Origin of the sequence: Alterirhizorhabdus solaris, from assembly GCF_007785815.1 — a bacterium.
Lineage (GTDB): Bacteria > Pseudomonadota > Alphaproteobacteria > Sphingomonadales > Sphingomonadaceae > Alterirhizorhabdus > Alterirhizorhabdus solaris.
Genome location: NZ_VNIM01000121.1, coordinates 1 through 10671 on the forward strand (window position 1 = coordinate 1; position 10671 = coordinate 10671).

Here is a 10671-nt window from a genome sequence, read left to right on the forward strand (position 1 = left end):
TTAGGGGGAAGGGGCGGGCCGGTCAAGCCATTCGATCCGGCATTTGGAGGAGGCCTCAATCGGCCCAGGCGGCATCTTCCAGATGCAGTTCGGCGGCGGGGCGGGAACCCCAGTCGTCGATCCGCGCGCGGCCGGCCAGCCAGAGCCGGCGGGTGGCCCCCGCGCCGAGCAGCGCCTGCCCGAGTGCGCTGTCCGCTTGGCGGAAGGCGATCGTCTTGATCGAGCGGCCGTCCTCGCCCGCCACCACCGCGCGGACATGGCCCGCGCCCACCACGTCGGCGCGAATCACCCGCACCGGCCCGGCGACCACGCGCGGCGCGGGCCAGCCGGCGCCATAGGGGCCGCCGGCCTCCAGCGCCTCCACCAGCGCGGGGTTTACCCCGCCCGGCGCCAGCACCGCATCGAGCAGCAGCGCGCGATCGTCCCGCGCGCGGGTGATGCCCTCGGCGAGTCGCTCGTCGAGGAAGGCGACGAAGGCGTCGATCCGGTCGGCCGCGATCGTCAGCCCGGCCGCCATCGCATGGCCGCCGCCGGCCACCAGCAGCCCCATCTCCTTGGCCGCCAGCACCGCCGCGCCAAGATCGACCCCGCTGATCGAGCGGCCCGATCCCTTGCCGACGCCCGCTTCGTCCAGCGCGATCACGATGGCGGGGCGGCTCAGCTTCTCCTTCAGCCGCCCGGCCACGATGCCGATCACGCCCGGATGCCAGCCATGCCCGGCCACCACCGCCACCGCACGGTTTCCCTGACCGGCGGCGGCCTCTTGCGCGGCCTCGCTCACCGCCGTCTCGATCGCGCGGCGCTCCTCGTTGAGCCGGTCCAGCTCCACCGCGATCTCGCGCGCCTCGTCCGGATCGCGGGTGGTGAGCAGGCGGACGCCCAGATCGGACTTGCCGACCCGCCCGCCGGCATTGATGCGGGGGCCGAGCGCGAAGCCGAGATCGGTGCAGGTGGGCGCGCGGGCGAGCCGCGACGCCTCGATCAGCGCGGCGAGGCCGATGTTGCGGCGGCCGGCCATCACCTTCAGCCCCTGCGCCACGAACGCGCGGTTGAGGCCGCGCAACGAGGCGACATCGGCGACGGTGCCGAGCGCGACCAGATCGAGCAATTCGATCAGCTTCGGCTCGACCCGGTCAGCGAACCAGCCCTCGCGCCGCAGCACCCGCAGCAGCGCCGCGCCGAGCAGGAAGGCGACGCCCACCGCCGCCAGATGCCCGTGCGCGGCGGCATCTGCCGCCTCGTCAAGCCGATTGGGGTTCACCAGCGCGTGCGCGTGCGGCAGCGCGGTGGCGCACTGGTGATGATCGACGACGATCACGTCCACCCCGGCCTCGCGCGCCATGCCCAGCGCCTCGAACGCCTGCGCGCCGCAATCGACCGTGACGATCAGGTTCGCGCCGCCCGCCGCCAGCCGCACCAGCGCCTCGCCGCTGGGGCCGTAGCCCTCCATCAGCCGGTCGGGGATATAGGCCTGCGGATCGGCCGCGCCGACATCGCGCAGCAGGCGGATCAGCAGCGCGGCGGAGGTGGCGCCGTCCACGTCGTAATCGCCGAACACGGTGATCGCCTCGCCGCCGCGCACCGCCTGCGCCAGCCGTTCGGCGGCGCGGTCCATATCGCGGAAGATCGAGGGATCGGGCATGAAGGCGCGGATCGTGGGGGTGCGGTGATCGTCCAGCGCGTCGCGCGGGCAGCCGCGCGCCAGCAGCAGGCCGGTGACGAGATCGTCGGGCTGGAACCTCGGATCGCGCCCGTCCTGCCCCGCGCCGCGCCAGCGCCACGGCTGGCCGAGGATGGAACGGGAGATATCGAGAACGTGGTTCATGCCTGCGATATAGCGACTTGCGGGGCGCGCGCATCGGGCGGATCGCGGTTTGGGGAAAATGGGTGCGGTGGGGGACGGACGAGCGGCCGGCGCTCGACACCGTCACCCCGGCCTTGTGCCGGGGTCCACTTCCGTAGTTTTCCAGCGGTTGCGTCGATCGACGGTGGACCCGGCACGAGGCCGGGGTGACGAAGGGACCGTGGGCGCAATCTCAACAACACCCTCGCCGCTCGCCTACCCCTTGGCGGGCGGCTCACCCAGCGCGGCGATTTCTTCCGGGCCGATCAGCCAGGTGCGGGTGCGGCGGGTGAGGCGGGGGATGGGCTGGGTCAGCAGGATGCGCGCATCCGCTTTCGCCGCGGCGTTCAGCGCGGCGAAGTGACGGACGCAATCGTGCAGCGGGGCGATCAGCGGGGCGGTGCCGTCCAGATCGATCAGCGTGGCCGGCTGGTCCCACGGCACGGGCGCGGGCGGTTTCGGGGCGGGCGGTTGCGTTTCAGTCATGCTCCCACTCCCGTCCCGCCAGCCGCGTCGTGTTTCAAGCACCGATCTTGTGTTCGCCCTTCACCCAGCGGACGGTGCCGCTGCTGGCGCGCATCACCACGCTTTCGGTGGTCATGCAGCCCTTGCGGCGCTTCACGCCGGCCAGCAACGAGCCATCGGTCACGCCGGTGGCGGCGAAGATCGCGTCGCCCTTGACCAGATCCTGCAGGTCGTAGATCCGGTCGAGGTCGGTGACGCCCCACTTGGCGGCGCGGGCGCGCTCGTCATCGTTGCGGAACAGCAGCTTGCCCTGGAACTGGCCGCCCACGCAGGCGAGCGCGGCTGCCGCCAGCACGCCTTCCGGCGCGCCGCCCGAGCCCATGTAAATGTCGATCGTGGTGTCGGGATCGGTCACGGCGATCACGCCCGCCACGTCGCCGTCCGGGATCAGCATGATGCCGCAGCCGGTGGCGCGCAGCTCGGCGATCAGCGCCTCGTGTCGCGGGCGATCGAGCACGCAGGCGATGATCTCGTCCGGCTTCACGCCCTTGGCGGTGGCGATCGCCTCGATGTTCTGGGTCGGCGTGCGGGTGAGGCTGACGAGGCCCTTCTCGTAGCCCGGCCCGATCGCGATCTTGTCCATGTACACGTCGGGCGCGTTCAGCAGGCCGCCTTCCTCGGCGATGGCCAGCACGGCGAGCGCGTTGGGCCATGCCTTGGCGGTCAGCGTGGTGCCTTCCAGCGGATCGAGCGCGATATCGATCTTCGGCCCGGTGCCGATGGCGTTGCCGACCTTCTCGCCGATGTAGAGCATCGGCGCCTCGTCGCGCTCGCCCTCGCCGATCACCACGGTGCCGTCGAATTCGAGGCCGTTGAAGGCAAGGCGCATCGCCTCCACGGCGGCGGCGTCGGCGGCCTTCTCGTCGCCGCGACCGACCAGCTTGGACGCGGCGATCGCCGCCGCTTCGGTGACGCGCACCATCTCGAGCACGAGAACGCGATCGAGCGCCTTGCTTGCCTGAACCATCTTTACCCCGTCCGAATTATGTCGAGTCCGCTTAGGCGTGCATCGTTACATTGTCGATAACGTGCCGGCCGCCGGCCATCCCTGAAAATACGCACGTGGGCGCATCCCGCAGGGGCGTCGGCGTGCCGGCAGATCCTCAGATGTCGAGAATATGCATCAGCATCGGCTTGCCGACGATGCTCTGCGATCCTTCCAGCCGATTGAGCGCATCGCCGACCGCACGTTCCGGGCAGACGTGGGTGACGAGCGCCAGCAGCACGCTGCCGTCCGCGGTCGCGCCGCGCTGGATCATGCTCTCGATCGAGACGCCGGCATCGCGCATCGCAGCGGTGATCTCGGCCAGCACGCCGGGGCGGTCGGCCACGGTAAAGCGCAGGTAGGCGCGCCCGCGCCGCTCGCCCGCCGGAGCGGGACCCGGGCGGGCGAGGCTGGCGACGGGCATGGCGAAGGCCGGGCCATATTCACCGCGCGCGATGTCGATCAGGTCGGCCACCACGGCGGAGGCAGTCGGCCCCTCGCCGGCGCCGCGCCCCTCGAAGAACAGGCGGCCGACGAAATTGCCCTCCGCCACCACCGCGTTGAGCGAACCGGAGACGTGCGCCAGCGGGTGATCGAGCGGCACGAGGCAGGCGTGGACGCGCTGGAACAGGCCCTTGCGGCTCTCTTCCGCCAGACCGACGAGGCGCACGCGATAGCCCATGGCGGCGGCCTCGGCGATGTCGGCGGCGATCACGTGGCGGATGCCGGAGATGGCGACCGAGCCGAAATCCAGCTCCGTGCCGAACGCCAGCGTGGCGAGGATCGACAGCTTGTGCGCGGCGTCCACCCCGTCGATGTCGAAGCTGGGGTCGGCCTCGGCATAGCCCAGCGCCTGCGCCTCGCCGAGCACCTCGTTGAAGTCGCGGCCCTCCTTTTCCATCGTGGTCAGGATGTAGTTGCAGGTGCCGTTGAGGATGCCATAGACGTGGCCGATCACGTTGGCCGCCGCGCCCTCGCGCAGGCCCTTGATGACCGGAATGCCGCCAGCCACCGCCGCCTCGTACTTCAGCGCCGTGCCCGATGCCTCGGCCGCGCCCGCCAGTTCCACGCCGTGATGCGCGATCATCGCCTTGTTGGCGGTGACGAACGCCTTGGAGGCCGCCAGCGTGGTGCGGGCCAGCGTGAGGGCGGGGCCGTCCGCGCCGCCGATCAACTCCACCACCACGTCGATATCGTCGCGCGCGGAAAGTGTGAGGGCGTCGTCCACCCACTCGAACCGCGACAGATCGACGCCGCGATCGCGCGTGCGATCGCGCGCGGAGACGGCGACGATCTCGATCGGGCGACCGGCGCGGCGGGTGATGAGCGCGGCGTTGGCGTCCAGCAGCTTCACCACGCCGCCGCCGACGGTGCCCAGCCCGGCCAGCGCGATACGCAACGGTTTGGTCATGTCCTGTCCTTCATCGTTCCATGTCCCGAGCGCAGTCGAGGGGCCGGCCGAGCGCAGCCGAGGCCACCGCGATCCGACAGCGCGGCCGCTCGACTTCGCTCGCGGTAAGGTTTCATCGAGTAAAGTTCACGCGCACCAGTGAATGTCGATCGGCTGCTCGGCATCGGCCAGCACGCGGCCGACCGGGGTGGGGGAGAGCGGGCCGTCCTTGATCGCCTTTTCCAGCATCTCGCGCTTGTCCTTGCCGCGCACCACGATGGTGATCGCGCGCGCCGAGAGGATCGCCGCGCGGGTGAGCGTGACGCGGGCGACCGGCGCCTCGGCCGGCAGCACTTCCGGCATCACGCCCACCGCGCGCCGTGCCTTGGGGGCGTTCAGCGCCTCGTCCAGATCCGCGCCGGGGAAGATCGAGGCGGTGTGGCCGTCGGCGCCCACGCCCAGCCACACCAGATCGGGCGGCCAGTGCAGATCCTGCAACCGCGCATCCGCCGCCTTGCCGGCCATGCGGTGATCCTTGTTCTCCGATCCGATCGGCAGCACCCGCGCGCCGAGCGGGATGAAGGTCTTGGCGATCACCGCCACGTTGCTCAGCGGATCGTTCACCGCCACCAGCCGCTCGTCGGTGGGGATGATGGTGACGTTCTTCCACTTCAGCTTCTTCTTCGCCAGCGCGGCGAAGACCGGCGGCGGGGTGCTGCCCCCGGGGAAGGCGACCAGCGCCTGCCCGCGCGCATCCAGCGCGCTCTCGATGATGAAGGCGACGTCGCCGGCCACCGCCTCGGCGAGTTCGGCCTCGTCGTCATACTCCCACCATTCGGCTTCGATCATCGCAACCTGCTCCGTCGGACGGGCGCCGGCCTGGGGCGCCAAAGCCGCGTCGCTACAGCCTCGCAGGGGGTTCGTCATCCTTTCAATCATCGGCGGGCCGGGCAAAAGCGATGGTGAAGGCGATGGCAACGGCGGGCGCCAGCCGCTACAGCGCCGGCCATGCCCACCCCGCACGAAGCGCTCCATACCACCTTCGGCTACAGCGATTTCCGCGGCCGCCAGGCCGAGGTGATCGATCGGGTGATGGCCGGCGCGCACACGCTGGCGGTGATGCCCACCGGCGCGGGCAAATCGCTGACCTACCAGATTCCGGCGTTGTGCCGGCCGGGCACCGGCCTCGTCATCTCGCCGCTGATCGCGCTGATGCACGATCAGGTGCGTTCGGCCACCGCCGTGGGCATCCGCGCCGCCGCGCTCACGTCGGCCGACGACAACCGCGACGAGACGCTCGCCCGCTTCCGCGCCGGCGAGCTGGACCTGCTGTATGCCGCGCCCGAACGCGCCTCCACCGAGGGGTTCCGCCGGCTGATCGACCGCGTGCCGCTGGCCCTGATCGCGATCGACGAGGCGCATTGCGTGTCGGAATGGGGGCATGATTTCCGCCCCGACTACCGCCTGCTGCGCGGGCTGGTGGAGGCGCATCCGGAAATCCCGCGCCTCGCGCTCACCGCCACCGCCGATCGCCACACGCGGGCCGATATCCTGGCGCAGCTCGACATTCCCGACGAGGGGCTGATCCTCGCCGGGTTCGACCGGCCGAACATCCGCTACGCGATCTCCCCGCGCGACGGGTTGCCGCAGCAGTTGAAGGCGCTGGTGCGCGACAACCCCGGCCCCGGCATCGTCTATGCCACCTCGCGCGACGCGACCGAGCGGCTGGCGGCGACGCTGGCCGAGGCGGGGCGGCCGACGCGCGCCTATCACGCCGGGCTCGACCCCGCCGTGCGCGCGCGCAACCAGCAGGCGTTCGTCGCTTCCGAAGACATGGTGATGTGCGCCACGATCGCGTTCGGCATGGGCATCGACAAGCCCGACGTGCGGTTCGTGGCGCACGCCGGCCTGCCCAAATCGATCGAGGCCTATTATCAGGAGACCGGCCGCGCCGGGCGCGACGGCGATCCTGCGGTGGCGCACCTGTTCTGGGGCGCGGACGATTTCTCCCGCGCGCGCCGCCGCATCGCCGACGAGGTGGGGGCGGACCGGCAGGAGGGCGAGCGCCAGCGGCTGAATGCGCTCGGCGGTCTCGTGGAGACGGCCGGGTGCCGCCGCGCCGTGCTGCTGCGCCACTTCGGCGAGGAGCCGGCGGAGCGGTGCGGTAACTGCGACAACTGCCTTGCCCCGCCCGCCTCGATCGACGCGACGGAGGCCGCGCGCAAGCTGCTGTCCGCGGCATTCCGCACCGAGATGCGTTTCGGCATCACCCATCTGGCCGACGTGCTGGCGGGCAAGGTGAGCGACAAGATCCGCCAGTTCGGCCACGACCGGCTCTCGGTGTTCGGGATCGCCGACGCGGCCGAATTGAAGCTCATCAAGCCGGTGGCGAGGGCGCTGCTGGCGCGCGATGCGCTGCGGGCGGACGAGTTCGGCGGGCTGTCTTTCGGCCCGGCGGCGCGCGGCATCCTGAAGGGCGAGGTGCCCGTCGCGATCGTCAAGCCGCCGCCCGCGCGCGAGCGCAAGCGCGGCAGCGACGAGGAGCATCCCCACGATCCGCTGTTCGAGGCGTTGCGCGCCACCCGGCGGGAGATCGCCAAGGAGGCCGGGGTGCCGCCCTATGTGGTGTTCCACGATGCCACGCTGCGCGAGATGGCGGCGTTCCGCCCGCGCTCGCTGCACGCGCTGGGCCAGATCAGCGGCGTGGGGGCGCGCAAGCTGGATGCCTATGGCGACGCATTCCTCGCCGCCCTGCGCGCCCACGGTTGAAGAAGGAGACAGCCATGTTCCGCAAGCTCGACGACACGATCTCGGTAGCCGCGCAGATCGACCCGGCGGATCTCGCCGAGGCCAAGCGGCAGGGGTTCGTCGCGATCGTCAACAACCGACCGGACGGCGAGCAGCCGGGCCAGCCGACCGATGCCGAGATGGCCGCCGCCGCCGGGGCGCAGGGGCTGGCCTATGTCGCGATCCCGATCACCCACGCCGGCTTCACCGATGCGCAGGTGACGGCGATGGGCGAGGCGCTGGCGGCGGCAGGCGGCCCGGTGCTGGCCTATTGCCGCTCGGGCACGCGCTCCACCTACGTCTGGGCGCTGGCGCGCGCGGCGGCGGGGGACGATGCGGCAGCGCTCACCGCCAAGGCGGCGGCGGCGGGCTATGATATCTCGGGGCTGTGGCGGTAGGTCGGCCGCCCTTTCGTCCCGCCTTCCTCGAAAGCTGACCGAAACTTCGCACTCCCCCTCTTCATTCCCCGAGCGAAGTCGAGGGGCGGGCCACATGCGCGGGGCTCCGTGTCTCGACTTCGCTCGACACAAGGGTGTCGGGAGAAAGCCCTGTTTATCCCGCCCCGCGTCCGATGGCGGAGTAGGTGAAGCCGGCTTCGGCCATTTCGGAGGTGCGGTAGATGTTGCGCAGGTCCACCACCACCGGTGCGGCCATCACCGCCTTCAATCGGCGCAGGTCCAGCGCGCGGAACTGGTCCCATTCGGTCAGGATCGCCAGCACGGCGGCGCCCTCCGCCGCCTCATAGGGGCCATCGGCGAAGGTGATGCCGGGCAGCAGCGGCTCGGCTTCGTGGCGGCCCTCGGGGTCGAAGGCGTGGACCTCGGCGCCCAGCGCCAGCAGCGCGGGCACGATGTCGAGGCTCGGGGCGTCGCGCATGTCGTCGGTATTGGGCTTGAAGGTGAGGCCCAGCACCGCCACGCGCCTGCCCGTCAGGTCGCCACCGGCGGCGGCGGCGATGCGGGTGGCCATCGCCTTCTTGCGATCGGCGTTCACCGCCACGGTCGTCTCGATCAGCCGGGTCGGTCGGCCCGCCTCCTGCGCGGTGCGGGTCAGCGCCAGCGTGTCCTTGGGGAAGCACGAGCCGCCATAGCCCGGTCCTGCGTGGAGGAACTTGCCGCCGATCCGCTTGTCCAGCCCGATGCCGCGCGCCACCTGCTGCACGTCGGCGCCCAGCACCTCGCACAGGTCGGCCATCTCGTTGATGAAGGTGATCTTCATCGCGAGGAACGCGTTGGCGGCGTACTTTATCAGCTCGCTGGTGCGCCTGCCGGTGAACAGGATCGGCGATTCGTTCAGGTTGAGCGGCCGGTAGATGTTCTGCATCACCGCCTTGGCGCGCTCGTCCTCCACGCCCAGCACCACCCGGTCGGGCCGCTTGAAATCCTCGATCGCGGCGCCCTCGCGCAGGAATTCGGGGTTGGAGACGACGGCGAAGTCGGCTTGCGGGTTGGTGCGGCGGACGATCGCCTCCACCTCGTCGCCGGTGCCCACCGGCACGGTGGATTTGTTGACGATCACGGTGAAGCCGTCGAGATGCCCGGCCACCTCCTCGGCGGCGGCATACACATAGGACAGGTCGGCCTGCCCGTCGCCCCGGCGGGACGGCGTGCCGACCGCGATGAACACCGCATCCGCCCCGCGCACCGCATCGGCCAGATCGGTGGTGAACGACAGCCGCTTCTGCGCCACGTTCTTGGCGACCAGCGAGTCCAGCCCCGGCTCGTAGATCGGCATCACGCCCGCATGCAGCCGCGCGATCTTGTCCTCCGCCTTGTCCACGCATGTCACGTCATGCCCGAAATCGGCGAAGCACGCGCCCGAGACGAGGCCGACATAGCCTGCGCCGATCATCACAATCCGCATGGTCCGGGCATTCCCCCAAGGCCCGACACGGGCCGCTGGCGCGCACCTCTATCGGTTGATCGGGCGATGTTCCATATGGTTACGGTACACGGCCGGCGAGGGGGAGGGCGATGACGGACAGGACGGACACCGCGCGGCTGAAGCTGCGGCCCCAGATCCTGAGCGGCGACGAGATCGCGATGGGGCCGGGCAAGGCCGCGCTGCTCGATGCGATCGCGGAAACCGGCTCGATCTCGGCCGCCGGGCGGCGGCTGGGGATGAGCTACCGGCGGACGTGGCTGCTCGTCGACGCGATGAACCGCTGCTGGGCCGAGCCGCTCGTCGCCGCCGTGACCGGCGGGGTGAAGGGCGGTGGCGCACGGGTGACGCCGTTCGGCGCGGCGGTGCGCGCTGACTATGCCGCGTGGGCAGCGCGGCTGGCGGAGGCGGGCGCCGGCACCGAGCCGCTGCTCGCCCGGCTGCGGGCGGAACCGCTGGCACCCGGCAGCCATTGACCCGTTCCATCGCCGCGCCGATATATCCGGCCGGATATCGGGGGTGAGACGGGGTCGGGATATGATGATGCGAATTCTCGCGCGCTGGCGGGCGGGCCTGGCGCTGCTGCTCGCGCTGGTTGCGGCCCCCGCCTTCGCCGCGCCGCCGCTGGTGCTGGCGGCGGCCAGCCTGCAGGAGTCGCTCACCGAGGCGGCGGGCGCGTGGCAGGCGCGCGGCCATGCCGCGCCGCGCCTGTCGTTCGCGGCCTCCTCCGCATTGGCGCGGCAGGTGCTGGCGGGGGCGCCGGCCGATCTGTTCGTTTCCGCCGACGAGGAGTGGATGGACGCCGTGGCTGCCAAAGGGCTGATCGTGCCCGCCACGCGGCGCGATTTCCTCGCCAACCGGCTGGTGCTGGTGGCCCCGGCGGCGCGGCCGGCGAGACTGGCGATCCGCCCCGGCTTCCCGCTCGCCCGCGCGCTGGGCAACGGGCGGCTGGCGATGGCCGATCCCGATGCGGTGCCGGCCGGGCGCTACGGCAAGGCGGCGCTGATCCGGCTCGGCGTGTGGCCCTCGGTGGCGGCACGGGTGGCGCGGGCGGAGAACGTGCGCGCGGCGCTGGCGCTGGTGGAGCGCGGCGAGGCACCGCTCGGTATCGTCTATGCCACCGACGCACGCGCCGCCCCGAAGGTGGCGGTGGTGGGCGTGTTTCCCGCCGCCAGCCACCCGCCGATCACTTACCCGATCGCCCGGCTGACGACGGCGACCAGCCCCGATGCCGAAGGGTTCCGGGCGTTCCTCGTCAGC

The 10671-nt window shown here is 71.4% G+C and carries 10 protein-coding genes; 4 read left to right on the forward strand and 6 right to left on the reverse strand.

The annotated features are described in order from the left end of the window. Positions 1 to 55 precede the first annotated feature (55 nt). From recJ to pgl, 5 genes are all read right to left on the reverse strand, one after another. Positions 56 to 1825 (reverse strand): single-stranded-DNA-specific exonuclease RecJ, encoded by a 1770-nt coding sequence (recJ, locus tag FOY91_RS18925; RefSeq protein WP_145155252.1) that lies wholly within the window; start codon positions 1823 to 1825, stop codon positions 56 to 58. Between the two features lie 234 nt (positions 1826 to 2059). Next, positions 2060 to 2329 (reverse strand): hypothetical protein, encoded by a 270-nt coding sequence (locus FOY91_RS18930; RefSeq protein WP_145155254.1) that lies wholly within the window; start codon positions 2327 to 2329, stop codon positions 2060 to 2062. A 34-nt stretch (positions 2330 to 2363) separates the two neighbouring features. Then, positions 2364 to 3335: a class II fructose-bisphosphatase gene (glpX, locus tag FOY91_RS18935; RefSeq protein ID WP_145155256.1), complete on the reverse strand. Its 972-nt coding sequence runs from the start codon at positions 3333 to 3335 to the stop codon at positions 2364 to 2366. 136 nt (positions 3336 to 3471) lie between these two features. Continuing rightward, complete coding sequence (locus FOY91_RS18940) at positions 3472 to 4764, reverse strand: homoserine dehydrogenase (RefSeq protein WP_145155258.1); 1293 nt, start codon at positions 4762 to 4764, stop codon at positions 3472 to 3474. A gap of 126 nt (positions 4765 to 4890) precedes the next feature. Beyond that, complete coding sequence (gene pgl / locus FOY91_RS18945; protein ID WP_145155260.1) at positions 4891 to 5592, reverse strand: 6-phosphogluconolactonase; 702 nt, start codon at positions 5590 to 5592, stop codon at positions 4891 to 4893. 159 nt (positions 5593 to 5751) lie between these two features. Here pgl and recQ point away from each other — a divergent pair, with 159 nt between their 5' ends. Continuing rightward, the gene (recQ, locus tag FOY91_RS18950) at positions 5752 to 7512 is read left to right on the forward strand and encodes a DNA helicase RecQ (RefSeq protein WP_145155262.1); all 1761 of its coding nucleotides are present in this window, start codon (positions 5752 to 5754) and stop codon (positions 7510 to 7512) included. Positions 7513 to 7526: 14 nt separating this feature from the next. Further along, entirely contained in the window at positions 7527 to 7928 is a 402-nt protein-coding gene (locus FOY91_RS18955) for a protein tyrosine phosphatase family protein (RefSeq protein WP_145155264.1), read from the forward strand. A 154-nt stretch (positions 7929 to 8082) separates the two neighbouring features. Here FOY91_RS18955 and FOY91_RS18960 read toward each other — a convergent pair whose 3' ends face one another. Beyond that, the gene (locus FOY91_RS18960; protein ID WP_145155266.1) at positions 8083 to 9393 is read right to left on the reverse strand and encodes a UDP-glucose dehydrogenase family protein; all 1311 of its coding nucleotides are present in this window, start codon (positions 9391 to 9393) and stop codon (positions 8083 to 8085) included. A 110-nt stretch (positions 9394 to 9503) separates the two neighbouring features. Here FOY91_RS18960 and FOY91_RS18965 point away from each other — a divergent pair, with 110 nt between their 5' ends. Both FOY91_RS18965 and modA read left to right on the forward strand, forming a co-directional pair. After that, entirely contained in the window at positions 9504 to 9887 is a 384-nt protein-coding gene (locus FOY91_RS18965) for a winged helix-turn-helix domain-containing protein (RefSeq protein WP_145155268.1), read from the forward strand. A 64-nt stretch (positions 9888 to 9951) separates the two neighbouring features. Further along, positions 9952 to 10671 (forward strand): molybdate ABC transporter substrate-binding protein (modA, locus tag FOY91_RS18970; protein WP_145155270.1); only part of this gene is annotated, 720 nt, incomplete at its 3' end.

Coding starts and splice junctions, on each gene's coding strand:
- recJ (WP_145155252.1), bottom strand. CDS start 1,825: ATGAACCACGTTCTCGATATCTCCCGTTCCATCCTCGGCCAGCCGTGG.
- FOY91_RS18930 (WP_145155254.1), bottom strand. CDS start 2,329: ATGACTGAAACGCAACCGCCCGCCCCGAAACCGCCCGCGCCCGTGCCG.
- glpX (WP_145155256.1), bottom strand. CDS start 3,335: ATGGTTCAGGCAAGCAAGGCGCTCGATCGCGTTCTCGTGCTCGAGATG.
- FOY91_RS18940 (WP_145155258.1), bottom strand. CDS start 4,764: ATGACCAAACCGTTGCGTATCGCGCTGGCCGGGCTGGGCACCGTCGGC.
- pgl (WP_145155260.1), bottom strand. CDS start 5,592: ATGATCGAAGCCGAATGGTGGGAGTATGACGACGAGGCCGAACTCGCC.
- recQ (WP_145155262.1), top strand. CDS start 5,752: ATGCCCACCCCGCACGAAGCGCTCCATACCACCTTCGGCTACAGCGAT.
- FOY91_RS18955 (WP_145155264.1), top strand. CDS start 7,527: ATGTTCCGCAAGCTCGACGACACGATCTCGGTAGCCGCGCAGATCGAC.
- FOY91_RS18960 (WP_145155266.1), bottom strand. CDS start 9,393: ATGCGGATTGTGATGATCGGCGCAGGCTATGTCGGCCTCGTCTCGGGC.
- FOY91_RS18965 (WP_145155268.1), top strand. CDS start 9,504: ATGACGGACAGGACGGACACCGCGCGGCTGAAGCTGCGGCCCCAGATC.